Origin of the sequence: Gordonia sp. DT101 (genome assembly GCF_049844895.1) — a bacterium.
In the GTDB taxonomy this organism is placed as follows: domain Bacteria; phylum Actinomycetota; class Actinomycetes; order Mycobacteriales; family Mycobacteriaceae; genus Gordonia.
Window position 1 is genome coordinate 194,846 of record NZ_JBNCLX010000005.1, and the last position, 25,546, is coordinate 220,391.

The 25,546-nt window shown below is 65.6% G+C and carries 22 protein-coding genes and 1 pseudogene; 15 read left to right on the forward strand and 8 right to left on the reverse strand.

Annotated features, from left to right (window positions below; genetic code table 11):
* Positions 1 to 161 precede the first annotated feature (161 nt).
* The 9 genes from ACLQ3I_RS18505 to ACLQ3I_RS18545 all read left to right on the forward strand — a co-directional run bounded on the left by ACLQ3I_RS18505 (position 162) and on the right by ACLQ3I_RS18545 (position 9,469).
* Positions 162 to 1,202: a YihY/virulence factor BrkB family protein gene (locus ACLQ3I_RS18505; RefSeq protein ID WP_425794307.1), complete on the forward strand. Its 1,041-nt coding sequence runs from the start codon at positions 162 to 164 to the stop codon at positions 1,200 to 1,202.
* 61 nt (positions 1,203 to 1,263) lie between these two features.
* A complete protein-coding gene (locus ACLQ3I_RS18510) occupies positions 1,264 to 2,136 on the forward strand; it encodes a D-hexose-6-phosphate mutarotase (protein ID WP_425803824.1) in 873 nt (290 codons plus the stop codon).
* 148 nt (positions 2,137 to 2,284) lie between these two features.
* A complete protein-coding gene (locus ACLQ3I_RS18515; RefSeq protein ID WP_425803827.1) occupies positions 2,285 to 3,586 on the forward strand; it encodes an ammonium transporter in 1,302 nt (433 codons plus the stop codon).
* A 232-nt stretch (positions 3,587 to 3,818) separates the two neighbouring features.
* Complete coding sequence (locus ACLQ3I_RS18520) at positions 3,819 to 4,460, forward strand: LGFP repeat-containing protein (RefSeq protein WP_425803831.1); 642 nt, start codon at positions 3,819 to 3,821, stop codon at positions 4,458 to 4,460.
* 317 nt (positions 4,461 to 4,777) lie between these two features.
* Positions 4,778 to 5,563, forward strand: a complete 786-nt coding sequence (locus tag ACLQ3I_RS18525) for an SDR family NAD(P)-dependent oxidoreductase (RefSeq protein WP_425803833.1) — start codon at positions 4,778 to 4,780, stop codon at positions 5,561 to 5,563.
* Positions 5,564 to 5,623: 60 nt separating this feature from the next.
* Positions 5,624 to 6,433 carry an alpha/beta hydrolase gene (locus ACLQ3I_RS18530; protein ID WP_425803835.1) on the forward strand — a complete coding sequence of 270 codons (810 nt, stop codon included), beginning with the start codon at positions 5,624 to 5,626 and terminating at the stop codon, positions 6,431 to 6,433.
* A gap of 395 nt (positions 6,434 to 6,828) precedes the next feature.
* Positions 6,829 to 6,957, forward strand: a complete 129-nt coding sequence (locus tag ACLQ3I_RS18535; RefSeq protein ID WP_425794313.1) for an alpha/beta fold hydrolase — start codon at positions 6,829 to 6,831, stop codon at positions 6,955 to 6,957.
* 6 nt (positions 6,958 to 6,963) lie between these two features.
* Positions 6,964 to 8,508 (forward strand): FAD-dependent monooxygenase, encoded by a 1,545-nt coding sequence (locus ACLQ3I_RS18540; RefSeq protein ID WP_425803837.1) that lies wholly within the window; start codon positions 6,964 to 6,966, stop codon positions 8,506 to 8,508.
* A gap of 58 nt (positions 8,509 to 8,566) precedes the next feature.
* Positions 8,567 to 9,469, forward strand: coding sequence for an NADP-dependent oxidoreductase (locus tag ACLQ3I_RS18545; RefSeq protein ID WP_425803839.1), 903 nt, complete (start codon positions 8,567 to 8,569; stop codon positions 9,467 to 9,469).
* Positions 9,470 to 9,539: 70 nt separating this feature from the next.
* Here ACLQ3I_RS18545 and ACLQ3I_RS18550 read toward each other — a convergent pair whose 3' ends face one another.
* A complete protein-coding gene (locus ACLQ3I_RS18550) occupies positions 9,540 to 9,920 on the reverse strand; it encodes a VOC family protein (RefSeq protein WP_425794318.1) in 381 nt (126 codons plus the stop codon).
* A 171-nt stretch (positions 9,921 to 10,091) separates the two neighbouring features.
* Here ACLQ3I_RS18550 and ACLQ3I_RS18555 point away from each other — a divergent pair, with 171 nt between their 5' ends.
* Positions 10,092 to 10,322, forward strand: coding sequence for a hypothetical protein (locus ACLQ3I_RS18555; RefSeq protein ID WP_425803841.1), 231 nt, complete (start codon positions 10,092 to 10,094; stop codon positions 10,320 to 10,322).
* 42 nt (positions 10,323 to 10,364) lie between these two features.
* Here the strand turns inward: ACLQ3I_RS18555 and ACLQ3I_RS18560 are convergent, their stop codons facing one another.
* Together ACLQ3I_RS18560 and ACLQ3I_RS18565 are read right to left on the reverse strand one after the other, a co-directional pair.
* Positions 10,365 to 10,850 carry an SRPBCC family protein gene (locus ACLQ3I_RS18560; RefSeq protein ID WP_425794320.1) on the reverse strand — a complete coding sequence of 162 codons (486 nt, stop codon included), beginning with the start codon at positions 10,848 to 10,850 and terminating at the stop codon, positions 10,365 to 10,367.
* 3 nt (positions 10,851 to 10,853) lie between these two features.
* Positions 10,854 to 11,195, reverse strand: a complete 342-nt coding sequence (locus ACLQ3I_RS18565; protein WP_425803844.1) for an ArsR/SmtB family transcription factor — start codon at positions 11,193 to 11,195, stop codon at positions 10,854 to 10,856.
* Positions 11,196 to 11,359: 164 nt separating this feature from the next.
* Here ACLQ3I_RS18565 and ACLQ3I_RS18570 point away from each other — a divergent pair, with 164 nt between their 5' ends.
* Positions 11,360 to 12,529, forward strand: coding sequence for a DUF4185 domain-containing protein (locus ACLQ3I_RS18570; protein WP_425803847.1), 1,170 nt, complete (start codon positions 11,360 to 11,362; stop codon positions 12,527 to 12,529).
* A 40-nt stretch (positions 12,530 to 12,569) separates the two neighbouring features.
* On the opposite strand, the gene ACLQ3I_RS18575 is transcribed toward ACLQ3I_RS18570, so the two are convergent.
* Both ACLQ3I_RS18575 and ACLQ3I_RS18580 read right to left on the reverse strand, forming a co-directional pair.
* On the reverse strand, positions 12,570 to 13,664 hold the full coding sequence (locus ACLQ3I_RS18575; RefSeq protein ID WP_425794323.1) for a hypothetical protein: 1,095 nt from the start codon (positions 13,662 to 13,664) through the stop codon (positions 12,570 to 12,572).
* 18 nt (positions 13,665 to 13,682) lie between these two features.
* Positions 13,683 to 14,327, reverse strand: coding sequence for a hypothetical protein (locus tag ACLQ3I_RS18580; protein ID WP_425794324.1), 645 nt, complete (start codon positions 14,325 to 14,327; stop codon positions 13,683 to 13,685).
* A 220-nt stretch (positions 14,328 to 14,547) separates the two neighbouring features.
* On the opposite strand from ACLQ3I_RS18580, the gene ACLQ3I_RS18585 reads away from it, so the two are divergent.
* The 3 genes and pseudogenes from ACLQ3I_RS18585 (at position 14,548) to ACLQ3I_RS18595 (ending at position 15,669) form a co-directional block, all read left to right on the forward strand.
* Complete coding sequence (locus ACLQ3I_RS18585; protein ID WP_425803849.1) at positions 14,548 to 15,399, forward strand: 3-hydroxybutyryl-CoA dehydrogenase; 852 nt, start codon at positions 14,548 to 14,550, stop codon at positions 15,397 to 15,399.
* 16 nt (positions 15,400 to 15,415) lie between these two features.
* Positions 15,416 to 15,520, forward strand: a pseudogene (locus ACLQ3I_RS18590) (class I SAM-dependent methyltransferase); the annotation flags it as partial.
* Positions 15,469 to 15,669 carry a hypothetical protein gene (locus tag ACLQ3I_RS18595; protein WP_425804068.1) on the forward strand — a complete coding sequence of 67 codons (201 nt, stop codon included), beginning with the start codon at positions 15,469 to 15,471 and terminating at the stop codon, positions 15,667 to 15,669. The pseudogene ACLQ3I_RS18590 and the gene ACLQ3I_RS18595, both read left to right, overlap by 52 nt.
* 16 nt (positions 15,670 to 15,685) lie before the next feature.
* On the opposite strand, the gene fadD5 is transcribed toward ACLQ3I_RS18595, so the two are convergent.
* The 3 genes from fadD5 to ACLQ3I_RS18610 all read right to left on the reverse strand — a co-directional run bounded on the left by fadD5 (position 15,686) and on the right by ACLQ3I_RS18610 (position 23,377).
* Positions 15,686 to 17,293, reverse strand: coding sequence for a fatty-acid--CoA ligase FadD5 (gene fadD5, locus ACLQ3I_RS18600; RefSeq protein ID WP_425803851.1), 1,608 nt, complete (start codon positions 17,291 to 17,293; stop codon positions 15,686 to 15,688).
* 165 nt (positions 17,294 to 17,458) lie between these two features.
* A complete protein-coding gene (locus ACLQ3I_RS18605; RefSeq protein WP_425803854.1) occupies positions 17,459 to 17,782 on the reverse strand; it encodes a hypothetical protein in 324 nt (107 codons plus the stop codon).
* 102 nt (positions 17,783 to 17,884) lie between these two features.
* The gene (locus tag ACLQ3I_RS18610) at positions 17,885 to 23,377 is read right to left on the reverse strand and encodes a carboxyl transferase domain-containing protein (RefSeq protein ID WP_425803857.1); all 5,493 of its coding nucleotides are present in this window, start codon (positions 23,375 to 23,377) and stop codon (positions 17,885 to 17,887) included.
* 376 nt (positions 23,378 to 23,753) lie between these two features.
* On the opposite strand from ACLQ3I_RS18610, the gene ACLQ3I_RS18615 reads away from it, so the two are divergent.
* On the forward strand, positions 23,754 to 25,385 hold the full coding sequence (locus ACLQ3I_RS18615) for an alkaline phosphatase D family protein (RefSeq protein WP_425803859.1): 1,632 nt from the start codon (positions 23,754 to 23,756) through the stop codon (positions 25,383 to 25,385).
* Positions 25,386 to 25,546: the final 161 nt, after the last annotated feature.

The window sequence follows — 25,546 nt, forward strand, 5'->3', positions numbered from 1 at the left end:
GATCGCTGGGCGTCATTGCCCCGTTGAGTTGTCGGCTCGCTACCACCGGCGTGTACTGCGCGTTCAGCGACGCAAACCCCGTAGACTCGGCGCCGCCACGGCCCCCGATTGCCGGCGCCTGCGGCGGTGAACGCGTTGGTTTCGACGGAAAGGTGGCGCGGGTGTCGCTGTCAGACCGCATCGACAATTTCCAGCGCAAGTACCCGAAGTCCGGTTTTCCGCTGGCCGTCGCCTACAAATTCTTCGACGATCAGGGCGGCTATCTCGCCGCACTCATCACCTACTACGGATTCATCTCGCTGTTTCCGCTGCTGCTGGTACTCACGTCGGTGCTCGGTTTCCTGCTCGAGGACAACCCGGACCTCCAGGAGCGCATCGTCGACTCGGCACTCTCTCAGATCCCGGTCGTGGGCGATCAGTTGGGCGAATCGGGTCAGCTGAGCGGCAGTACGACCGCGGTGACCATCGGCGTGGTGAGCGCGATATACGGTGCCCTCGGCGTCTCCGTGGCGATTCAGAACGCGATGAACATCGTATGGGCGGTTCCCCGCAACGAGCGACCGAATCCGATCCGGGTGCGGATCAAGGGCTCGTTGCTGCTGTCGACGGTGGGCCTGGCGGTCATCGGTTTGACGGTGCTCAACGGCGTGACCGCCGCCATCGACCTCGGGGGCGACGGTCGAGTGCTCGCGATGCTCGGGTCGCTGATCCTCTACACCGCTGTGTTCGTCGTCGGGTTCCGGTTCGGCACAGCCCGTCCGGTGAGCATCCGGGACGTGCTCCCGGGTGCGTTGGCCGCAGCTGTCGGGTGGCAGGTGTTACAGACATTCGGGAGTGTCTTTGTCCAGCGCGTCATCGCCAATGCGAGCGCCACCAATGGCGTTTTCGCAGTCGTGCTCGGCCTCCTGGCATTCCTCTATCTCGCCGCGGTGATGGTGGTCATCTGCCTCGAGTTCAACGCGGTGCGGGTCGACGGCCTCTATCCGAGGTCGCTCCTGACCCCGTTCACCGACAACGTCGTCCTCATGCCCGGAGACGAAGCAGCTTACTCGGCGCAAGCGCAGGCCCAGCGCAGCAAGGGATTCCAGGAGATCGACGTGACCTTCGACAATCCTCCCTCCGGTAGCTCGCCCGAACATCGGCGCGACGGCGAAGGCAACGCCGACCGATCCGACGCCGATGAGGGTGACGACGAGCAATAGTCGTGCCGATACCGCGCGAACACGGGCGCCGGGCAGACGATGCTGTGCCATGCTGGGATTCGTGACGGCACCAGATGGTCTCGACGGCGTGCGGTTCGGCTCGGTCCACGGATTCGATGCAATCCTCGTGTCGACCCCGCGTGCCACGGCTGCCATCTCGGTGTTCGGCGGTCAGGTGCTGTCATTCATGCCGGCAGGCATGGTCGACGACGTGCTCTGGGTGTCTCCACTCGTCGCTCCCCCGCCGACCCCCATTCGCGGTGGAACACCCGTGTGCTGGCCGTACTTCGCGCGCGAGGGACAGACCGATGAGGTGCCCTCGCACGGCTACGCACGCACCGCGCGCTGGTCGGTGGTCGCGGGACGCACGACCGAATCCGGCGATACCGAACTGGAACTGACACCCGAAGGTCTGAATCACCTACATCTGAATCTGCGGATGACGGTTCGTGTCGGCACCACACTGGAGCAGGGACTGCACACCCACAACCCGGGTGCCGAGACCGTCACGATGACCGAGGCGTTCCACAACTACTTCCAGGTCTCCGATGTGGCTCGTGTTCGCGTCGAAGGTCTCGACGGCTCGACCTACCTGGACAAGTTCGACGGCCTGCGATCCCAGATCCAGCACGGCGATTGGGTTCTACAGAACGATGACCCACGCAGTGATCGGGTCTACCCGCGGGCCGGCGGCCACTACCGTCTGGTCGATCCGGGACTGCAACGGACCATCGAGGTGTCGGTCCGCGGCGGGCAAACCGCCGTGGTGTGGAATCCGGGTGAGGAAGTGGCGTCGGGAATGGCCGACGTCGGATCGCACTGGCGGGGGTTCCTCTGTGTGGAGGCCGCCAACGCGGGGCCAGATGTGGTCGAGGTGCCGGCCGGCTGCGACCACTCACTGTGGCAGACGGTGTCGGTGACGGCATTCGAGTGACTGCGGATCGTGCGTATGACCGGCCGACTCGAGGACACGCACGCATCCGGTATGTCCTGATTGTCCTGTTCGCGATCATCTAACCCTCTGCTGCGCAACGTCATCGAGCCGATAGACTCTCGACGCTCGCACGCGACGGAAGGCGGCCATGTTCCCGAAGTACGGTGTCCCCGACAGCGCCGACACGGCATGGATGCTCACGGCGTTCGCGCTCGTGCTGCTCATGACTCCTGCCCTCGCCTTGTTCTACGGCGGCATGGTCAGGTCCAAGAGTGTTCTGAACATGATGATGATGTGTCTGTCGGCGATCCCGATCGTGTGGATCATCTGGGTCGTGGTGGGTTACTCACTGGCGTTCGGCGACGATCACGCCGGGCTGATCGGCAGCTTCGGTTCGTTCCCGGGCCTGCATCACACCTACGGCCACGACCCCGCACACCAGGCCGGTATCCCCCTTGTCGGGACGATCCCGGCGATCCTCTTCGTCGCCTTCCAGGCCGGCTTCGCGATGGTGACCGTCGCGCTGATCGCGGGTGCCGTCGCAGACCGTATGCGTTTCATCTCATGGGTGGTTTTCACCACGGTCTGGTCATTGGTCGTCTATGTCCCCGTCGCCCACTGGGTGTTCAGTGCACCCGGCCTGACCGAGGAGAACGGCGGCTGGATCGTCTCCCACCTCAAGGCGATCGACTTCGCCGGGGGTACCGCGGTCGAGATCAACTCGGGTGCGTCTGCACTGATCCTGGCACTCCTGCTGGGCCGCCGAAGGGGCTGGCCCAAGGACCCGATGCGCCCACACAACCTCCCGTTCGTCATGCTCGGTGCCGGCCTGCTGTGGTTCGGGTGGTTCGGTTTCAATGCCGGTTCGGCGCTGGAAGCCAACGGTTCGGCCGCGATGATCGCGGTCAACACGCTGGGGGCCGGGGCCGCATCGATGGTTGCGTGGCTCGTCGTCGAGCAGGTCCGCCACGGCCGACCGACATCCTTCGGCGCGGCATCAGGTGTGATCGCGGGCCTCGTCGCGATCACACCTTCGTGCTCGGCGGTGACTCCCCTGGGCGCGCTGGCGGTCGGTGTGGTCGCTGGTGCGATCAGTTCGTACGCGATCGAACTGAAGTTCCGCTGGCGGTATGACGACTCACTTGACGTCGTCGGGGTGCATTTCGTCAGCGGCGTCGTCGGCATGTTGATGATCGGGCTCGTCGCCTCGCACTCGGCGCCCGCCGGCGTCGATGGCCTCTTCTACGGCGGCGGTGTCGATCAACTCTGGCGGCAGGCCGTTGCCGTGGTTGCGGTACTCGGGTACGCCGCCGCGGTCACCTGCGTGATCGGGCTCGCCCTGAAGTACACGATCGGACTGCGGGCCGACCGAGAGCACGAGATCGACGGAATCGACGACGGCCAGCATGCTGAGTCCGCCTACGATTTCCATCCCACCGGCGGCGGGTAGCACGTCCATTCGAACCTGTCTGTGCGACTGAGGCATTCGCCGGATCGCTGCCTACGAGGGCGTGTCGGACGTTCCTCGACACCAATCCTGCGCGGCACGCGCCTGTCTGGAGCTCCAGAATTCTTTCTGGCAAACACTGTATTTGCCGACGTTGTTCTCGTTACGGTCGTCCCGGGTGCGCTTCGTGCGTCGACCCATCAGGTAAGTGCTCTGAGAAACCGAAAGGGACATCATGAAGCAGACCACTCGACGGGTCGTCGCCATTGCCGCGGCTGCCTCGATCGCCACGCTCGGTGTGGCAGGTTGTAGCGATGACAGCAGCAGTGATTCGTCTACAGCGTCAGCGGCATCATCGGCGGTGATGGGTTCGGAGTCAGGTGCATCGGGCTCCGCGGAGGCGTCCGGCGAGGCTTCCGGCGCGAACGGATCCGTCGAGCTGACCGCTGCCGACGGCACCAAGGTGACGCTGTCCGGCCCGATCGCGGCGAAATATCAGACGGCCACGGAGAAGCAGAAGGCCGATCTCGGCGCTCCGAAGACCGGTACGGATGCCTCGGGCACCGGGGACAACGGTGTGGTGTTCCAGCAGTTCGACGGCGGGGTCATCACCGCCAAGGACGCCGACGCCGGCACACCTGCCTACATAACGTGGGGCAAGATCCGTGATGCGTGGAACGTTACCCGCGATGAGACGGGCAAGCCTGCGCCCGATGGCAAGGGCGGGTCGCAAGGACCGCTCGGCGTCGCCACCAGCGACGAAACCGATGCGGATGGCGTCAAGACGTCGACGTTCGAACACGGCAAGATCACCTGGACCGAGTCGACCGATCAGGTTGAAGTCACGGTGAACGGCACCGTGGTGGCGCCGCAATAGCCGATCGATCTCACGCAGATTGCGCCCCATCCGCGTTCGACACGGATGGGGCGCAATCGACCCTCGCAATGTGGCCGATGAACAATGTGGCCGATGACCGCTGCGTAATCGTCTGCGAGAGTGCGAGATGCCGCTGCCCCCCGCCCGTTGGGGGTGATCTCTCTCGTTGGTTCTCCTCGCGGCCCGAACAGCGCTAAAGTCCCCAAGTACGTAGTCGCGCCATCACGGGTTCAGGCACCCGGCCGACCGCTCCATGCCTGGTCGCTGCGACACCGGGGCGGCTTACCGTACGACCACCTTCGACGAGTGGATATGGGATGGACCTCGGTCTTGCGGGAAGGCTCGCAGTTGTCACCGGTGCGAGCAAAGGCATCGGACTGGCGGTGACAACCGCGTTGACCGAAGAGGGGGTTCATGTCATCGCCGGTTCACGAAGCCGGGGACCCGAATTGGCGACCCTGGAGGACACCGGCCTCGTCACTCATGTGGCGGTGGATCTGTCGACGCCGGAGGGACCGATCGCGCTGATCAACCGCGCCGAAGAGGTCGGTGGTGTCGACATCCTCGTCAACAATGCCGGCGCGGTGACACCACGTCCCGATGGTTTCATCAGTGTCACAGACGAACAATGGCTGGCGTCCTGGACTCTCGGGGTGATGGCAACGGTGCGAACCACCAGGGCCGCGATACCCCAGATGATCAGGCGCGGTGGTGGATCGGTGGTCACCATCGGTTCGGTCAACGCATTCCTGCCGGATCCCGGCGTGGTCGACTACAGCGCTGTCAAGGCTGCGGTGACAAACCTCTGCAAATCTCTGTCGAAAGAGTACGGCGCGCAGAATATTCGGGTGAACACGATCAGCCCGGGCCCCGTCTCGACCGCGCTCTGGCTCGGGAAAGGCGGGGTGGCCGAGTCGATTGCACGCGCCGCAGGCGGATCGGCCGACGACGTTGCGCAGCACGCGGCGGCAGAGTCCGTGACGGGACGCTTCACCACGCCGCAAGAAGTAGCCGACCTCGTCGTGTACCTGGCGAGCGACAGGTCGGCGAACGTGACCGGCGCCGACTTCACGATCGACGGCGGCTTGATCACCACGCTGTGATCGCGCCGCTCACAAGACCCTTCACCACTTCGCCCAACCCATCGACGATCGGACCGACCCATGAGCGCCAGCGTCACCAAGAGCAACTCGATTCTGTTCATCCATGGCCTGTGGATCCACTCGAGTGCCTGGAACCCCTGGATCGACTACTTCGGCAAGCATGGCTACGCCGCGACGGCACCCGGATGGCCAGGAGACAGTGAGACGGTTGAGCTGACCCGTGCCAACCCCGACGGAATGAACGACGTTGGGATACAGCAGATATGTGAGCACTATGCCGACCTGATCGGCACACCCGACGTCAAGCCGATCGCGATCGGGCACTCGTTCGGAGGGCTGATCGCGCAGGAGTTGCTCGCCAACGACCTGGTCGCGGCGGCGGTCGCGATCGACCCGGCGCCCATCAAGGGTGTCAAGGCACTCCCCTTCTCTCAGTTGAAGTCGGCATTCCCGGTGTTGTCCAATCCGGGCAACCGAAAGAAGGCTGTCTCGTTGACGGCCAAGCAATTCCACTACGCCTTCGGGAACACCCTCAGTGAGGAGGCATCGGACGAGCTGCACGAGAAATGGACCATCCCGGGACCGGGCCGTCCGCTGTTCGAGGACGCCACCGCAAACTTCCATCGTGGATCTCCCGCTGCCGTCGACACCCACGATGCCGTTCGGGGACCACTGCTGTTGACCTCGGGCTCCGACGACCATACTGTCCCGGCAAAGGTCACTCGCGAGGTGTTCGCGATGTATTCCGGTGGCGCGTCGGTCACCGAATATCAGGAGTTCGACGGTCGCGGACACTCACTCACGATCGACGACGGATGGGAAGAGGTTGCGAGCGCCGCGCTGACGTGGCTCGGCGACAAGGGGTTGTGATTCCGGGCGAAACGGTGGCTTGGCGATGGCTCGCGAGCGCGGTGATCGGTAGAAGATGTACAGCCGCGTCATGTCGTCGGATCATCGATCATCGCTGGGGTGCTGATTGCGATGTCGTACGTCCGTCACCACTCGCCGACGCTGCACTCGGTGGGCTTGGTCGGTCCCGCCGGCATGGAACAGCGGTTGCCTCGTGGTGTCGGTCTGCTGCCGTACGCCAGCGTCGGTGTGCTGATGGACAAACTGGTCGGGTCGCTGTACTCCTCTCGACAGTCGCCGACTACCCCCTCGTCAATCGGCACGACCTGTACCGTCGCCAGCAGTCGTCGGGTATCCCCACTCTGCCGGTCTGGGGCGCCGACGATGCTGTCACTCCGGTCGGCCGACTGCCCGAAGTGGAGGCGCTACTCGGACCTGCGCGCACCCACGTCATCCCCAACTGTGGACACATGGCTTCCTACGAGCGGCCCGACGACGTCGCCGACGTCTTCACCACATTCCTCACCTCACTCTCCGAGCACTGAATCCTGATGACCTCCAACGAACCCGTCGACGTCCTGATCGTCGGAGCAGGGCCGACCGGCACCACGCTCGCGATCGATCTCGTCCGCCGCGGCCACACAGTCCGGATCATCGATCGAGCCCCCGCCGGCTTCGAAGGCTCGCGCGCCAAGGGGATTCAGCCGCGCAGTCTCGAGGTGTTCGCCGACCTCGGTGTCATCGACGAGATCGAGGCCGCGGGCAGTACCTACCCGTCGATGGGAATCCACCTCGGCCCACTCACCATTCCGAAGCGAATGGTCGCGGTCGAGGACCCGAGCACCGACGTGCCCTACCCCAGTACCTGGCTCATTGCCCAGCACAGCACTGTCGCCGCCCTTCATGCACGACTCGACGCTCTCGGTACCACCGTCGAATATCGCTCCGAACTCATCGGCATCCACCAGAACGATGAATCGGTGACGGCGACCATCGTCGGCGCCGACGGCACCACAGAGACCTGCGCGCGGTTCGCGGTGGGTGCGGACGGCGGCGGTAGCAGTGTCCGGAAATCGCAGTCGATCCCGTTCGAGGGAACCACCGATGATGCGGACCGGATGATCATCCTCGACGCCGTGACACACGGGCTGAGGCGCGATCGCTGGCATATCTGGCCGGCGCTGGGAGGCAAATTCACCGGCGCATGCCCATTGCCCAATTCCGGGCAATTCCAATGGATGATCCGCATCCGCGACGACGACACCGCCGATCTCGCCGACGACGCACTCACCGATCTCGTCCGCACCCGCACCGGCAATGGACGGATACAGCTCGGTGAGATCTCATGGAAATCGGTGTTTCGTCCCAATATTCGGCTGGCACAGCACTATCGTGACCGGCGCATATTTCTCGCAGGCGACGCCGCTCACGTCCACACCCCGGCCGGGGCCCAAGGCCTCAACACCGGCGCCCAAGATGCTTACAACCTCGGTTGGAAACTGTCTCAGGTACTGGCCGGCGCACCGGCAAGTCTGCTCGATACCTATGAGGCCGAACGACAACCGATCGCCGCGCGTGTGCTCGGGCTGTCCACCAAGAACTATGAAAAGCTCAACAAGCTCGATCCGTCAGCACTCAAGCGGGGCGACGACGAGCGCCAGTTGAACATCACGTATCGGGGCGGGCCACTGGCCCCGGCGCACGCAGAGTCCACCCGCACGCTGCGGGTCGGCGACCGCGCCCCCGACTCCCGGCTGTTGCGAGCCGACGATGGCGGCCCGGTGCGCCTCTTCGATCTCTATGCGGGCCCGCACTTCACCTTGGTCGGCCACGGGCCGACCGCCGCCGAGTATCTCGGCCAGCTCGGATGGCCGAGTGTCGGTGCGCAACTGCGCACCGTGGCGATCAATTCGGCCGAGGTCGAACGCGACGCCTCGACTGTGGTCCTCGCGGACGTCGCCGGTGATTTCGCGACGACCTACGGAATCACCTCGGACACGGTGTTTCTCATCCGACCGGATGGCTACATCGGTGCGATCGCCCACGACGATCTCGGCGCCGTCGACGCCGCTGTGTCCGGACTGATACCCCCTTGAGAGCCGGTACGGTTGAGCCTCGGGTGGTGCGACGGCCGGGGGCAGATCGGAGCGAGCGATGAAGGCAGCACGTTTCAGCAGGTTCGGCGGTCCCGAGGTCCTGGAGATCGCAGATCTTCCGGACCCCCATCCGGGTCCGGGCCAGATTCGAATTGCGGTGCGTGCGGCCGGTGTGAGCGCGAGTGATTGGAAGAAGCGCAGCGGTCTGATGGATCCGGATCTGCCGCAGACCATCGGTTACGAGGCGGCGGGCGTTGTCGACGAGATCGGCGTCGGCGTCGACAACGCGAACCACGGCGATCGCGTGTATGGATTCTCCGATGACGGTGCGAGCCAAGCGGAACTTGCTGTGCTGTCACACTATGCACCCATCCCGTCATCGCTGGATTTCGCCGGTGCGGCGGCTCTACCGGCTGCCGTCGAGACAGCCACGCGCGCGCTCGACCAACTCGGCGCTGGTGACGGCAGCACGGTCCTCATCAGCGGGGCCTCCGGCAGCGTTGGGAGTGCTGCGGTCCAACTCGCCGCGGCCCGCGGCGCGTGCGTGATCGGCACCGCGAGTCCAGCCAGTCACGAGTACCTCCGGTCGATAGGGGCCGAGCCGGTCGCCTACGGCGACGGACTCGTCGAGCGGGTTCGTGCGATTTCACCCACCGGCGTCGACCTCGCGCTCGACGTGGCCGGGAGCGGTGTCCTGCCCGAGCTCGTCGAGCTCACCGGTGGTGCGGACCACGTCGTGACCATCGCCGATTTCGCCGGAGCCCAGGAACATGGCGTGCGGTTCAGCCGCGGTGACTCCGGACGCGCCCACCACGCGCTCGCCGGGATCGCCGACCTGATCGCCTCCGGGCGCTTCGATCTCCCGCCGGTACAGACATTCCCGTTGACCGAGGTCGCCGAGGCGCACCGATTCGGCGAGAAAGGGCACGGCCGAGGCAAGATCGTGCTGCTGGTCGACTGACACGGTTCCGGACCGTCGACGCCTTGTCCGGCGAGGAGCATGCCACGGAGTTCGATGATGATTGCGGATCTCAGGCGCCCGTCGGCTCGCCCTCTTCGAGGTAGACGAGCGTGTTGCCGTCACCGTCGGCAAAGGCGAACATCGGCGGGACACCCTCCCAGCGAAGCGGCTCGTCGTTGTGCACGGTGGCGCCCGCTGCCGTCAGGCGAGCGTGCGCCTCATCCGCATCGGTCGTACCGAGTCGGACGGCCACCGGGATCTCGCTGTTCGGTGGGAGGAGAAGCAGCGAAACGGTCGAACCGGGTGGACGGACCTCCACAAGTCTTGCACCCGGCCACAGCTCCATATCGTTGACCAACTCGCACCCCAGTGTCTGGGTGTAGAAGTCGATCGCCTTGTCCTGATCCCCGACCGGGATGGAAACGCTGATGATTCGCGTGGTTGCAGCCATTGTGTGCTCCTGATCGTTGTTGCCCGTACAGGACAGACTGATCGCGGGGGCCGAAGTCATCGGATCTGTGGGTCGAGGGTTGCGTTGCCGGATTGGCCGGTCGCCTCCACTACACGACCTGAGCGCCGGCTCCGATCGCGTTGGCCGCCCATGGGGCCGAAATGAGTGACCTTGCATGCGCCCGCCGACGAGTTGACGGACAAAATCGCCTCTGCCGAGGGCACGGTGACCCCGATCGACGACCACACGTCCCGTGCCGTGCTGGGTGGCCAGACCGTCGTCGGCGTCGCGGCCACTCTCACACGGCTGGACGGCGACTTCACCATCGAACGATCTGACGAACTGGCGCAATGCCTTTCGGAGGTCGCCGACCGATATCGGCACGCGATCGGGGCGTTCTGAAGTGGTTGGCCGACGGCCGGATGTGCTCGACCACATGGGTCTCTATCCGGCGACCAACGTATCGATCTGATTGATGGCTCCGGACGCCCCTTCGACGATGCCCATCTCGAGCACCTTCTCCAACGCTTCGGCGGTTTCGTAAGCGCTGACGTAGGTCGCGACCGTCTGACCGTCTCGTTCTTCGAATGCATAGGTGTTCGTCGACACCGGCATGGACTCGATCGGTCTGAAGTCGTCGTCGGCGAAGCCGTCCTCGAAGGTGAACCCGTTCGGTTCGTCGATCGTCTTGAGCACCCAGTAGCCGCCGAACTTCTCCCCTTCGGGACTCGTCATGTAGTACGTGACGCGACCACCGGGAGTGAAGTCGTGTTCGACGACCGTCGCGGGATACGTCGGTGGGCCCCAGATCTTTTCGAGCTGGCGCGGATCGGCGTACAACTGCCAGATACGTGCCGCCGGTGCGGCGAACTCGGCGGTGATGGTGAGGGTGCGGGAGTCGATGTCATGGGTGACATTGGTGACAGGCATTGATCAGTCCTCCTGTGATGATTCCGTTGCGATGAGTTCGTCGATGCGCGCGATCCGGCCCCGCCAGACCGCCTCGAGCTCGGTGAGCAGGGTCGCCACCGCGCGCACCGCGGTGACGTCGCCGGTCGCGAGTTGCTCGCGGCCGTGGCGACGTTTGGTGAGCAGGCCGGCGCGTTCGAGCACGGCGACATGCTTCTGTACGGCGGCAAAGCTCATGTCGTACTCGGCCGCCAATACCGAGACCGAATGCTCGCCGGTCAGTACACGACGCATGATGTCCCGTCGTGTGCGATCGGAGAGCGCGTGGAACAGGGCGTCTGCCCTGTCCTCGTCCGCATCGGTCACCCTTCAAACATACAACCATATGGTTGTATGTCAACCCTCGTGCGATTCATGGAACGACATACCGCGAGCGGCGTAGGCTCGCGGCCAGATGGCAGCCGAACCCGTATGGAGACACCGAGGCAGCGCTGATGAGATGGAAACGAGGTCGTCGAACAGCTGGGAGTATGAAGGTCGGAGACCTCACCGGTCCGGGCCTGTCCACCCAGTTCGGTGTGGGCGCTGCCGATCTCGGTGCGATGGTGCAGGCTCCCAACGGCGACATCGTCGCCGTGTTCGGCGACACCTACCGCAAGGCGCGGGCGGGGTCGGCGGACTGGCGTTCGCCGGTGGTGTTGATCGGGAACCGGAGCACCGAGGGGCAGGTGGTCTGGGAGCGCGCCGGCGGACCGGATCCGACCTATGCACGCCAGCTCTGGCCCTATATCCACGACTCTCCCCCGTGGCATCGCGGTGGTTTCTCCACGGTGATCCCGAGCGATCTGCTTCGCGTGGGAGACGACCTTTACCTGCACGCCATCGTCGTACGAGGTTTCCCCACCGTGCACTGGACCGAGATATGGCGATCGTCGGACAACGGCGTCACGTGGGGCCACATGGGACCCGAGGCCACCTTCGCGGCAGACCTGCACGACGGCCTGGCGCAGTCGTGGACGTGGGATTTCGATCCGGACGACGGATGGGTCTACGTCATCTCCACCGCGTTCCAATCAGGCTCAGGAATGATCCTGCGTGCCGTTCGGCCCGCCGACATCGGCAACGGCAACGCGTACATCGGATGGGGTTACCGCGACGGTGCGTGGGCGTGGGGAAACCCTCCGACGGTGATCACCCCGGAGGGTGAGGTCTGGCGCGAGACGACCTTCCGCCGTTTGGGGAGCGGCCGCGACGTCGGCTGGGTCCTCGGTGGATTCTGCATCTCCGATCGGGGGTTGTCCTACCGCGTACTCGACCGTCCGATCGACAACGTCGGCCAGCGCGTGAAGACCATGCCGATCGCCGAGATCGCCGACTGGTCGGCCGAGGATCATCCGTCCGGCCGGGTCGCGCAGGCATACGGGGGGTATGTCATCCCCGGCTCCACCCTCGACACTCCTGGAGGGGTTGACCTCGCTGTGTCGCAATGGAATACCAGCACCCATTGGCCGTATCACGTCATGCAGTTCGCGACCACCCTGAGTTCGGTCTCCACGGCATCTCCGGACCGTGCCATTGTCGCGCAGCGGATCCCGGAGTGGATGGCTACGCTCGAACATTTGCGCGGGGAATTCGGTATGGCCGATGAGATCGCCGACGCCGAGAGTGCTCTCGATGCGCTTCGAAGGCTATGTCTGTGAGTCGTCGTCTGCGAGTAGTCGTGTCCGCCCGGTGTCGTCATCACCGTGCCGATGTACTCGAGTTCAGTGCCCGAGAAAGCTCGTTCGCGGTCTCGGCGGTCATGGTGAGGCCACCTCGGTGCCGGATGAGGACTCCAGAACCGACCGGTTGACGATCGAACGGCAGCGGGGCGATCGGATCCAGGTCGGGTTGCAGCCGCGTGGCGACGTAGGTCAGGAATCCTGGCAGTATGGGCGGTGTGGGGTCGTCGGATTCGTCAGGCGGATCAATCGAGAACGGCTCCCCCTCGTAGAGGGCGGCACCGTGGGCCACAGACGCTACGTCGGGGTCGACGCCGACGATGACCGCCCTCAACACGTCTTCGAGCAGATTCTCGGAAGTCGTGTGGTCGTCGGCCGCGATCCGGTCTGGCCGTTCCACATTGACCACGACGTGAAGCCGGTCGACCGACGACCCGCTGGTGTCGAGCTCGATAAGGATTTCGACCAGGCCCGCCGCGACCGCGCCACTGTGAACGTTGATCACGCGCAGCGTGCTCTGCCACGTGTCGATAGTGCCGTCGGTCGCGTAAGCGGGATTGACACACCGGAAGGCGGCAGCGACCTCGTCGGCGGTGATCATCCCGACCGCGGGTAGCGATGCGCGGTCCGCGGTCACCGGGAGCCAACTGTTGTGACGCCATAGTCCATGCGAGACAGACAGTTCGGCGAAGATGGTCGCGACCGCCCGATAAGCCTCGATCTCGGGGATACCGTCGGAGGATCGGATGGCGTCCACGACGTACCGGCCCTGAGATGATGGCGGCATTTCGCGTTCATACATGTGGAACAATGCCCGTTCACGATCCCAGCGCAACTCTTCCAGCGCATCGTTGGGTGGCGGCGAGGGTTCGTTGCCGCTGAGGTATCCCTGAAGCCAGCCTTCCGCATATTCGGTGGCATCGAGGATCTGTGATGGCCGTACCGACATGTTCTGTCCGGCCGCGAGATCGTTGACTGCGACGAGACCGCGGAAGGTGTGGGGGTTCCCCACGATTGCGAAGAGGGCGTCGCCGTACCCGCTGATCCGTACGACCAGCCTCGGATCGGCCCAATCGGGAAGGAGGCCGGGATCCACGCCTGTCAGAAGTTCCATCACTTGTTCCTGCCTCTCCTAACCGCGGACATGGCCGTTGGGATACACGTTCACATGGTGACCGCTGCGATCCACCACGTCCCAGTGTTCCCCACCATGACGAGACTTGTCCCACGTCCACGTGCGGCCCTTGTTGTCGACGAATCCGCCGTTCCGGACCGACTTGGGGCGGCTGTGGGCACTCTTCGGCGGAACATAGGGCATACTGCCCGACTTGGGAAGCTGATTCGCGTGACCGGCCGCGGGCCATTCGGGTCGCGGGACAGTCGCTTCACGGCCCCTCTCCTGCGCCGGGCCACCGGCCCGTCGGCTACACCCAGCCTGCTCTTCGGCCAGGGCCCTCTGTTCGGCGTTGTCGCGCGCCTTCTGCGCCTCGTACTGAGCGACCTGCGCCGGCGTGCCCCCGCCCGATGCATTCACCGATCGCGCATAGGCGGTCTGCTGCTCGACCTCCTGATTGTGGGCGGCTATCCGGGCCGGCAACGACGAGCAATCCGGCGGGCCCGCCGATGCCGGAGCTGCTGTCGACAGACCCAGACCCATCAGCAGCGCGGTCATGGTCAGTGCCGCGACCACCAGCTTGCGTAACCGTTCCAGCGGGTGCCTGCGCACCACGCATGGGTCGTCTGTGCGATCGAGCTCGGTGCTCGGCTCGTCATTCATGCTGCTGACTGTCATTTTCTGGCCCCTCGCGTCGCTTCCGGTCGGTGTGAACACTGGGTTGGATGCGGCCACGCGATGAAAAGTTCCGCGGTCAGGACCGCCGGTTGCCTGATCCGATCGAGACGTGCCGGGCCGAGCCCGTTAGGTTGTCATCAGAGTGCGTCGACGGCGCAGAGCCGTCGACGGCCGATATCCGATCTCGACACGGGAGGCTTTACACGTGACACACCTGGGAGTAGTGGGCGGCGGGACGATGGGCGCCGGGATCGCCGAGGTGGCCGCACGCGCGGGCGACGAGGTTCTGGTTCTCGAACGTGACCAGGACGCGGCCGACGCCGCTCGCGCTCGGATCGAGAAGTCGCTGGCACGCGGTGCGAAGGCGGGCAAGATCACCGAGGAGCAGGCCACGGAGTCGCTCGCCCGACTGCGGACCACCACGTCCATCGCCGACTTCGGTGACCGGGAACTGGTGATCGAGGCCCTGCCCGAGATCGAGTCCCTGAAGGTCGGCTTCTTCGCCGAACTCGATCAGGTGACGGCCGCCGACGCGATTCTCGCGACCAACACCTCGTCCATCCCGATCATCCGGGTGGCGAAGAATGTCGCCGATCCGTCCCGGGTGGTGGGCGTGCATTTCTTCAATCCGGTGCCGGTGATGCCCCTGGTCGAGATCATCGCGAGTCTCGCCAGCTCGACCGAGGCGATCGACACCGTCACCACGTATGCCCGCGACCATCTGGGCAAGCGGACCATCCAGGCCGGTGACCGCGGCGGCTTCGTCGTCAACGCCTTGCTCATCCCGTATCTCGTCAGCGCGATTCGTATGTACGAGAGCGGTTACGCGACAAAGGAAGACATCGACGCCGGCATGATCAACGGCTGCGCACACCCGATGGGGCCGCTCACGTTGAGCGACACCGTCGGTCTCGACGTGGTCCTCGACGTCGCCGAATCGCTGTATCAGGAGTTCCGCGAACCGCATCTCGCTCCCCCGCCGCTGTTGCAGCGGATGGTCGATGCCGGATATCTCGGCAAGAAGGCCGGCAAGGGGTTCTACGACTACTCGAAGTAGCGGACGCGGTGTGGGGATGCGGTCCTTCGAGTCGCTCGTCGCGGAGGCCGCGTCCGCCGACGTGAGTGGGTGGGGCTTCGATTGGCTGGACGGCCGCGCAACCGAGCAACGCCCGCCGTGGTGTGGATTCTCCGCAAGTGCGTGTGGTGGGTGGCCGACTTCTCGATCGGCACGTATGCGAACACGTTGTGCGAGATGGCCGCGGACATGCGTGCAGGCCGGCCATTCGTCGCGCATTCGACCCGGCACCTGATCGACGCCCGCCGCTGACTCTCGCGCAGTGTGATCAGTCGGCCAGCCCGGCGTCCTTGCTCCCATATGCTTCGCGCAGCCGGGGTTTCACCACCTTGCCGCCGGCGTTCCGCGGCAGTTCATCAAGGACGACCAGATCCTTCGGATGCTTGAAGCGCGCCAGATTCTCATTGAGGTAGGGCTCGAGTTCGGCGAGGGTGAGATCGTCGACGCCGTCGGCGAGGACCACGATCCCCACCGGCACTTCTCCCCATCGGTCATCAGCGCGGCCGATGATGGCTGCCTCGGCGATCTTGGGATGGCCGTACAGCACGTTCTCGACCTCGGCGCAGTAGATGTTCTCGCCGCCGGAGATGATCATGTCCTTGGCGCGATCCACCACGTAGAGGAAGCCCTCGTCGTCCTGGCGCACCAGGTCGCCGGAGTGGAACCATCCGCCGCGGAACGCATCCGCGGTGGCCTGCGGGTTCTGCCAGTAGCCCTTCATCATGTTCGGCCCGCGGTAGACGATCTCGCCGACCTCTCCGGGTTTCACGTCGTTCATCATCGGGTCGACGACGCGAGCGGTCACCGCCGGCACGACCTTACCGATCGAACCGATCTTGCGTAGCGCATCCTTGCCTTCGAGAATGCATGTGACAGGCGACATCTCGGTCTGGCCGAACGCGGTCATGTTGAGTGCGGCGGGGAAGTTCTCGTTCATCGCGTTGAGCACGGAGTCCGACGCCGGAGCGGCTCCCCAGCTGATCGTCCGCAGCTTGAGATCGCGAGGACGGGCCTGCTGCGCGGCGCACACGGCCTGCCATTGGGCCGGGACCATGAAGACCGAGGTGGTGCCCTCGCGTTCGAGTGTGTCGAGCATCGTCTCGGGATCGAATGCGCCGAGTGGATGTATCACCGACCGGATGCCGCGATAGAACACCGGCGCGAACGCGGCGAGGCCGGCGATGTGGAAGATGGGCGGTACCACCGAGGCGACGTCGTCGTCGGTGCTCCCCTGCGCCGCACTGATCGTGGTCACCGCCTGCGCCTGGAGATTCGTGTGGGTCAGCATGGCACCCTTGGGTTTTCCGGTTGTTCCCGAGGTGTACATGATCACGGCGACGGTGTCCTCCGGGACGTCGATCTCGGGCAGATCGGTCGGGTCCTCGGCGATGAGCGTTTCGTAGTCCAGTTGGGTGCCGTTGTCCCCGCCATCGACGACGATCGTGGTGTCGATGGCGCCCGTGGATGTACTGACCGCCTCCGCCACCGGTGCGAGCAGCTTCTCGGTGACGATCACCCTGGCGCCGCTGTCGGTGACGAGGAAGGCCACCTCGGCTGGGCTCATCCGGATGTTCACCGGGACTGGGATGGCGCCGATCAGGTTGGCGCCCAACACCGCTTCGATGTACTCGGTGCGATTGAGCAAGGCCATCAGGACACGATCGCCGAACCGCACGCCGCGGCGATGCAGGGCGGCGGCGAACGAACGCGACCGTTCGTCGAGCTCTCGCCACGTGGTCGCCTTCCCGAGATATGTCACAGCGGTGCGGTCGGGCGTCATGAACGCATGCCGACGCACCTGGTTGTTCCAGTGGTTGCGGCGCGAGCGCATCGGCTCGGCCACGAGGTCACTGGTCGACTCGGTGGTGACGGTCATGTTCGATCTCCTGGTGGTCGGAAGCGGTTCGGAGGTCCTCGAGTTCCTCGCGAGGTGCCCTCGATTACACGGTAGGACGCGACGCGGCTCGCCGTGGTCGGTCGTCGAATCTGGTAGAGACCTGAGTTGAGGCAGCACAGTTGCCGAGCCTCATGCCTCCCGTGGTCATCCAACAACGATCTCCGAGACGCCCGGTGTGGGACGCAGATCGTCAGGTGTCGCCAGGTCGGCGACGGTCACGCTCCCCGACGACGGCGACGTGGCAGCCGCGACGGCGGCTCGCGCGGCCAGCTCTCCGGTCGTTGCCGACTGTCCGGCACCGTGGGCGGTGGCTTGTTGCCCGGTAGTGCGGTTGCGCACCACGATGTTCCACCGGTCGCTACCTCGATGCGGTGCCCGCGTCAAGGCGGGACGGAGGACGGGGAACCGCCCGACGAGCGCAAGACCGGCAGTTGAGACGCGATCGTCGAGCGCCAGATAGCTGCGCACCCGAATGTCCCGTCTTTTCCCGATCAGCAACCCAACATAGCCAGCCGAACAGATGCCATGCCCCGTTCTACCGGGACATGGCACTGTCGACAGGCTGTCGCGTTACGAAACCCCTACCTGTGCACCCTGTCCCGACCAAGCGGTACTCGCCTCGATCGCCCCGATGATCTGGGGCCGCAACTCGGCGGCACGGATCACCGCATCGACGGAGCCGACCTCGACGGCGCGCTGGATGCTGTGGACGGCGTCGAACTCCGCGGCCACCTCGCCGATCTTCTCCGCTCGGACGGACTGGCGCATCTCCGCGAGCTCCGCGCTCAACGTCGATCGGTCGGTGCCGGAGGCCTCCGCCACCCGCGTCTCGAGTTCGCGGATGCGTGAGTCGGCTGCGGTGCGCTTGCCGACCTCGCCGGCGAACACCACCGCGGCGGCCGGGGCGCCGCCGAGCACCGATGCGTACGAGCCTTCGATGGCCAGCACGGTCATACTCGGGTTCAGTGCCTTGGAGAACACCACAAAGGCGCCGCCGTGATACCGCGAGATCACGCAGAACACAATGGGCCCTTGGAAGTTCACGATCGCGCGACCGATCTCCGCGCCGTACTCCAGCTGCAGTTTCCGCAACGACTCGGGCGAACCGTCGAAACCGGACAGGTTGGCGAGCACCACGAGCGGACGGTTGCCGCTGGCAACGTTGATCGCCCGCGCGGCCTTCTTCGACGACTGCGGGAACAGTGTGCCGGCGGTGTAGGTGTCCGGACCGTCGGTCGGCTTGTAGCCGCGGCGTTGCACCTCCCGCGATTCGATCCCGAGCAGGCACACCGGGATCCCGCCCAGGTGGACATCGCAGACCACGGCCGTCTCGGCGTCGGCCATGCCCGCCCAGCGTTCCAGCACCACGTGGTCCTGGTCGGCCAGCGCGCGCATCACCGTCCGGATGTCGAAGGGCTTCTTGCGATCCGGATTTGTCTCGGACGAGAAGATGTGGCCGACCGTGGTGAAGTCGCTACCCGCCAGAACGTGCGGATAATCGGAGATGTCCCGATCGGCCGGGTCGCTTGTCAGTGACCGCCGCGGCGTCTGCTCACCGGGCACGACGTAGGTGTGGTCGTAGTGGCTCATCAGCAGATCCTTGGCAGCACCCAGGTTCGGCACCCAGTACTGCGCCTGCCCGTTGGGGCCCATCACGCGGTCGTATCCGCCGATGCCGAAGTTGTCCTCGGCCGAAACACCACCGGAGAAGTCGAGGGACTGCTTGCCGGTCAGCACCATCGCGGAATGCGGGGTCATCACCAGGATGCCCTTGGTGTGCATCAGCATCGTGGCCTCGGCATTCCAGTACGGCTGCGCGCCGACGTTGATACCCGCCACCACGATGTTGATCTCACCGCCTGCCTGGGTGAACTCGACGACGCGCTTGAGTGCGCGCGCCACCCAGTCCATGTTCTCGGTTCCCGAGTCCATGGAGATCCGGGCACCCGACGACAGCGCAAACCACTCGAGCGGCACCTGCATCCGTCCGGCGAGGTCCAGCGCTCCGATCACCCGGCTGCACTCCGGTTCCGACAGTGCACCGAGCGATTTTGTCGGATCGCCGAGCAGCACCACTCGGGTGACGCCCTGCGGGTACTTGTCGGTCGGTGTGGTGACCACCCCGACCACCATGGCGGCGGTGTTGCCGCCCTTCGGACGGTCCACCGGCTCCAGTACCTGCTCGGCATTCAGGTCGTACTCGGAGAACTCGCCCAGTAGGCCGGCCAGCTCGTACGGGTAGACGGTGTTGCGCTTCGCCGCGCGCAGCACCTTCTGGCGATACCCGTCGACGGGTTCGATCGGCTCGTCGGAAGGCTCACCGACGCTGACGTCGAAGCTACCCGTGGCGTTGATCGAGAATCGCACGGCGACCTTCGACAAGATCCCGGTGTCGTGGTCGCGTCGACGCGCGATCAGCTGAACCTCCTCGAGCCCGACGCCGGCAGCGATGGCCCGGATGTATCCGGCGATCGCTGCGAGTTCCTCGGCGGTGACGTCCATCGGCGGCCAGATGTACATGATGATGCGGTTGGTGTCGGCGGTCCGGCCGGACGGGCGCTGCGCCCGTCGGATCGAATCGACACACGACGCCAGGATCGTCTCGGCGGTCGGCAGAGCCAGCAGTCGGCCGTCGTGTTCGCGCACCGCGGTGAGGTCGCGCACCTGTGCGAACGCGATGAGGCGGTCGTCGGACGGGTTGTCGCGGGCGACGCACCGGAAGAGGTAGACCTCCTCGTCGTCGGACGAGCTCAGCCGGGTGAGATCGAATTTGTGCAGGCGCTCCATCTGCATGCGCTGCGCGATGTGGGGATGCAGGCCACGGATCAGACGTTCTTCTGCCATGCCGGTCGCAGACGGCCGGAAGGTGAAGTGGTGATGCATCAGCGCATCACCACTGCCGGCAACCGTGGTGGTGATGCGGTGTACCTGGCTGGGCATCGGGGTCGCCGCGATGACCTCGTGCAGAGTCGACGCCATCGCGTCGAAGTCCTCGGGTTGTTGTTCCCAACTCAGGTAGATGTCGGCATCGATGGACGGGGTGTCGCGAGCCAGTTCGGCCAGTCCGGCCAGAGCAGGTCCCAGATTGTCGAAGCTGACCGCCGCCGACGCCAGCTTCGCGCCCTCCCGCTCGGCGACCACGAAACGGGCGCCGCCCGCCTGCTGGATCCGCACATCGGCGAGTCCCTTGTTCCCGTAGTAGCGACGGGTCAGGACCTCCAGCATCACGGTGTTGTCGGCCTTGCCGCGCACCACCTGTTGCGCGAGGAGCCGCACCAGGGGCTCGGTGCTGCGGACCATCTCCGAGATGCGCTTGGCGCGGTCTGCGGCATCGGGGTTGTCGTCGAGATAGCGCAGATGATCGCGGACATTGTCGTAGACCCGTGCGCGATTGCGACGCAGCAGCTCCTGTCCGTACCACGCGTAGATGAGTCCACGCGCGAGGTCGGCGATGACGGGGAACCGCACCTGAGTCGCGGCCACCAGCCGATCGAGCGCCGTGCCGACGGAATCCCTCAGCTCATCGCGCGGGGTCGGCTCCCCGAGCCACTCGCGCAGCAGGGTGGTGAGCACGGTGGCCGAGTCGCCGGGGTTCTGCAAGGCCAGGAAGATCCGGAAGACCGCGGCCTCGAGCTCTGGGGTGCGATCGAGATCGGTCACCCCGTAGTGTGCGAGCGCTCGGCCCAGTTGCGCGTGGAACGCCTCCGGCAGTCCGTCGCGCTCGACGTCGAGGCTCTGCAGATAGGTGTGGAAGCTCTCGCGTGAACTGTGCACGCGCTCGTCGCCGATGGCCTCCCCCGACGGCCGATTCTGGCTCAGCTTGGCGAGGTCGGCGAATACGGTGATCAGTTCGAGTTCGTCGGCGAGCGGGCGACGACCGCTCTCGATCGCCACGCGGCGGGTGGTGAGGTAGTCGTCGAGCAGTCGGGTGCGATCGTGTGGGTCCACGTCGTACCCCAGCAGCAGGCTGCGGAGATCCTCCAGGCTGCGTCCGGTGCGCTCCTGCGGTGACACGTCCACGGGCTCGTCGGGCAGTTCGATGTCGACGTCGGCGGTCGCGTCGTCGGGCGTCTCGGCCTCGTCGTCATCGCTGAGCGGTTCCAGGCGCAGCAACGGCACACCGGTCTCCACCTGCGTGCCGACCGACACCAGGCTTTCCTTCAAGCGGCTCCGGACCGGCGCGCGCAGGACCGTCTCCATCTTCATGCTCTCCAGCACCAGTACGGGTGCGCCTGCCTCGACCTCGGCGCCAACCTCCAGTGGAGTGGCGACGACCAGCGCGGGGGCGGGTGAGCGGACCACGCCGCCCTCGTCGCGACTGACCCGATGAGTGACCCCGTCGACGTCGACGAGGTGGATCGGTCCGTGGGTGTCGGTCACCAGTCGGTAGCGGACGCCGTTCAGGACGATCTGAGCGGTGTGCTCGTCAAAACGTTCGAGGTCGACGTCGGCGGTGCGGGTCTGCTCGCCGGCTTCGATGCCGATACGGAAACGGTGCGCGCCGATCCGCGCGACGCGGACCCGGTAACCGACACCCCGCAGCTTGAGATCGAGCGGACGCCCGCTGTCGTGCTGCACCTGTGGCCGACCACCCGACGCGGTGGACAGCAGCCGATGACGTTCCACCGACTCGCCTTCCTCGTAGGCGTCGATGGCCGCTGCGGCCAGCGCGACCGCCGAGTGACGATGGGCGACCAGTCGCCCCTCGGCCCGCACCCGATCGATCCAGCCGGTGTCGGCGCTGCCGTCGATCACCTCGGGCTGGTTGAGCAATTCGAGGACGAAGCTCTTGTTGGTCGCGCCGCCTTCGATGATCACCCGCGTCTGCACCATCGCCCGGCGCAGACGTCCGAGTGCCTCGTCGCGGTCGCGGCCGTAGGCGATGATCTTGGCGATCATGGAGTCGAAGTCGGCGGGAATGGTGTCGCCCTCGCTGACCCCGGTGTCGACACGGATGCCGGGCCCGGCGGGGAGTTCGAGGCGCGCGATGCGGCCGGGAGACGGCGCGAAGTCGCGGTCGGGATCCTCGGCATTGAGGCGGGCCTCGATGGCGTGCCCGCGTTCTGCCGGTGGCTCGCCTTCGAGACGGCCACCGGAGGCCACATGCAATTGCGCCCGGACCAGGTCGAAGCCGGTGGTGGCCTCGGTGATCGGATGCTCGACCTGCAGACGAGTGTTGACCTCCAGGAACGCGAACAGCTGCTCGCCGGGGTGATAGAGGAACTCGACGGTTGCCGCGCCCCGGTAGCCGACTGCGACGGCGAGTCGTTCGGCGGACACCTTGAGTTCGGCCACCTGCGCGCCAGAGAGGACCGGCGACGCGGACTCCTCGATGACCTTCTGATTTCGTCGCTGCACCGAGCAATCACGCACGCCCAGCGCCCAGGCGGTGCCCTGACCATCGGCGATCACCTGGACCTCGACGTGGCGGGCACCGGTCACGAGGCGTTCGAGGAACACGACGCCGCTGCCGAAGGCTCGGGCCGCCTCGTCGCGGGTGCGCTCGTAGGCCTCGCGGAGATCGCCGTCATTCGTCACGACGCGAATACCCCGGCCGCCGCCGCCCGCGGTCGCCTTGAGCATCAGCGGGTACCCGATCTCGGCCGACGCCGCCACGGCGTCGTCGATGGTCGCGACGGCGCCACGGCTCCAGGGCGCCACCGGGACGCCGACCTCTTCGGCAATCAGCTTGGCGCCGATCTTGTCGCCGAGTTTGCGCATCGCCTCCGGCGAAGGCCCGACGAAAGTGACGCCGATGCGCTCGCACAGTTCGGCGAAGAGCGGATCCTCCGCAACGAAGCCCCAGCCGACCCAGGCTGCGTCGACACCGGTCGCGAGGAGTGCGCGCTCGAGGACCTCGAGGTTCAGATAGGGCCGCGCGGCAGCGGGCCCGAGGTCGTAGGCGATGTCGGCTTCACGCACAAATGTCGCGTTGCGATCCGCATCGGTGTAAAGAGCGACGACCTCGATCGGTCGGCCGGTCTCCGCGGACAGGCCGCGGACGGCATGGATGAGTCGCATGGCGGACTCGCCGCGGTTCACGATGGCAATGCGTGTGAACATCACCGACTCCAATCTCTTCGATTCCTACGTGTCGGCCGCGGAGGTCGCGGCGCCCGTCTCGACCGATACGCCCGAGGACGGGGTCGGTGTGCTCCGTGCCGGCGCTGGATGCCGGCGACGCACCTCGCACGATTGTGGCGAATCGATTCCCTACGCGCGAGTACGGGCACTGTGACGTTTTCGGTCGGGGTGTGGAAGATGCAGCCTGACCTGCACGTCGAGGCCATACGTGCGCACGCCGCAACGCTCCCGCGCACTTGCCACGTATCCGCGCAAGTGGCGACTTGCGCGGATACGTGACAAGTGCGCATTCTTCACACGGTGACCCGTCGAGCGCCGACGAGGCGGCCTCGCCGGCGCCACCTAGGCTGTACCGATGGCTCTCGTCCTCGGTCCGATCTTGCGTCACGTAGGTGAGACCACCGCAACGATCTGGGTTCAGACCGACGAACGTGCCGAGGTCGAGGTACTGGGCTGCCGTGCGTCGACGTTCGAGGTTCGGGGCTGCCACTACGCGCTGGTCGTGGTCGACGGTCTGACGCCGGGCTCGACCACCGAGTACCGACTTCACGTCAACGGGACGCAGGAGTGGCCGCACCAGAAGTCCCGCTACCCACCGAGCGTGATCCGGACCCGCGGAGCCGACCGTGACAAAAGTCTTCGGGTGGTCTTCGGGTCGTGTCGCTACCCCAAGACCGGCGACGCCGCGCTGGACGAAAAGCTCGGTTCGGATGCACTGGATTGCTACGCCACACGACTGACCGGGCAACCGGTGTCGGCGCTGCCCGACGTCGTGATCCTGCTCGGCGACCAGGTCTACGCCGACGAGCTGACCCCGGAGGCGCGTCGTCGCCTGGCCGGCCGCCGCAGCGGCTCGGTTCGTACCAAACGTCCACCCGACGAGGTTGTGAGCTTCACCGAGTACGAGGGGCTCTATCGGCACACGTGGGGCGATCCGGAGATCCGATGGCTCATGTCCACAGTGCCCATCGCGATGATCTTCGACGACCACGACATCCGCGACGACTGGAACACCTCCGCCGCGTGGCGTGCCTCGATGAGCTCCGTGCCGTGGTGGCGGGAACGGATTCGGGCGGGACTCGCCTCCTACTGGGTGTATCAGCATCTCGGCAATCTCAGTCCCACCGAACTCGCCGTCGACGACGATTACCGAAAGGTCGTCGACTCCACCGGTGACTGCTGGCCGCTGCTGGTCGCTCTCGCCGACCGGGCCGACGACGACGCCGACGGAGAAAAGGGTCTGCGGTTCAGTTACCGATGGGATCTGGGAACGGCCAGACTCGTCATGATCGACTCGCGCAACGGTCGAATCCTGTCGGGCGGTTCCCGAAAGATGTTGAGTGATCGGGAGTTCGCCTGGCTCGAGGAACAGATGACAGACGGTGTCGACCGAGTCGACCACCTGATCCTGGGGTCATCACTGCCGTGGCTGCTGCCCCCTGCGCTCGGTGACCTGCAGACGATCAACGAGATCGCGGCCAACCGCACCGGCCTCCGCGGACGGCTTGCCGAAAAGATTCGTCAGGCAACCGATTTCGAGCATTGGCCGGCGTTCATGGAGTCGTTCCGGAGGCTCAGCGACCTGATCATCGGCGTGGCCACGCAGTCCGGCCGTGCTCCTGCCACCGTCTGCGTTCTCTCCGGCGACGTACATCACAGCTATGTGGCACGGGCCGACCACCCCGGTACGACGGCGACCGCAGTTCACCAGCTGGTGTGCTCGCCTGTGCACAATCATGTCCCCGGATACGTCAAGCCGGTTCTGGAGCATGCGTGGTCGCCGCGAGCCGCTCGCCTGACCCGCGCGTGGGCCCGGCACCTCGGATCTCCCCCGCTGCCCATCAACTGGTCCGACGTCGGGGGTCCGTTGTTCGGCAACACCATCGCCACCCTGATGACCGACGGGCGTACCGCGCGGGTCGTCTTCGAACAGCCACGTGAAGGTGGAGAGCTTTCCGAGATCACGCGGGTGTCCCTCACCGACTGAGGCGGGTCTGCAGCCCTCCGTGGTCGGGTCGGCCGCGCCCCGACGTGTCGGTCATTCCGTCAGCACAACGCCCTTGCCGAGCAGCGTGCCGTCTTCCATGTCGCGGTGTGCCGTGGCGACCTCGTCGAATTGTAAAAATGAGCGATCGGGACGGTGGCACG

What these genes read in the sequence shown, in the direction of transcription:
- ACLQ3I_RS18525 (WP_425803833.1), top strand. Translation starts at nt 4,778, where the DNA reads ATGGACCTCGGTCTTGCGGGAAGGCTCGCAGTTGTCACCGGTGCGAGC.
- ACLQ3I_RS18615 (WP_425803859.1), top strand. Translation starts at nt 23,754, where the DNA reads ATGGCTCTCGTCCTCGGTCCGATCTTGCGTCACGTAGGTGAGACCACC.
- ACLQ3I_RS18545 (WP_425803839.1), top strand. Translation starts at nt 8,567, where the DNA reads ATGAAGGCAGCACGTTTCAGCAGGTTCGGCGGTCCCGAGGTCCTGGAG.
- ACLQ3I_RS18575 (WP_425794323.1), bottom strand. Translation starts at nt 13,664, where the DNA reads ATGGAACTTCTGACAGGCGTGGATCCCGGCCTCCTTCCCGATTGGGCC.
- ACLQ3I_RS18530 (WP_425803835.1), top strand. Translation starts at nt 5,624, where the DNA reads ATGAGCGCCAGCGTCACCAAGAGCAACTCGATTCTGTTCATCCATGGC.
- ACLQ3I_RS18540 (WP_425803837.1), top strand. Translation starts at nt 6,964, where the DNA reads ATGACCTCCAACGAACCCGTCGACGTCCTGATCGTCGGAGCAGGGCCG.
- ACLQ3I_RS18520 (WP_425803831.1), top strand. Translation starts at nt 3,819, where the DNA reads ATGAAGCAGACCACTCGACGGGTCGTCGCCATTGCCGCGGCTGCCTCG.
- ACLQ3I_RS18610 (WP_425803857.1), bottom strand. Translation starts at nt 23,377, where the DNA reads ATGTTCACACGCATTGCCATCGTGAACCGCGGCGAGTCCGCCATGCGA.
- ACLQ3I_RS18570 (WP_425803847.1), top strand. Translation starts at nt 11,360, where the DNA reads ATGAAGGTCGGAGACCTCACCGGTCCGGGCCTGTCCACCCAGTTCGGT.
- fadD5 (WP_425803851.1), bottom strand. Translation starts at nt 17,293, where the DNA reads ATGACCGTCACCACCGAGTCGACCAGTGACCTCGTGGCCGAGCCGATG.
- ACLQ3I_RS18550 (WP_425794318.1), bottom strand. Translation starts at nt 9,920, where the DNA reads ATGGCTGCAACCACGCGAATCATCAGCGTTTCCATCCCGGTCGGGGAT.
- ACLQ3I_RS18515 (WP_425803827.1), top strand. Translation starts at nt 2,285, where the DNA reads ATGTTCCCGAAGTACGGTGTCCCCGACAGCGCCGACACGGCATGGATG.
- ACLQ3I_RS18580 (WP_425794324.1), bottom strand. Translation starts at nt 14,327, where the DNA reads ATGAATGACGAGCCGAGCACCGAGCTCGATCGCACAGACGACCCATGC.
- ACLQ3I_RS18560 (WP_425794320.1), bottom strand. Translation starts at nt 10,850, where the DNA reads ATGCCTGTCACCAATGTCACCCATGACATCGACTCCCGCACCCTCACC.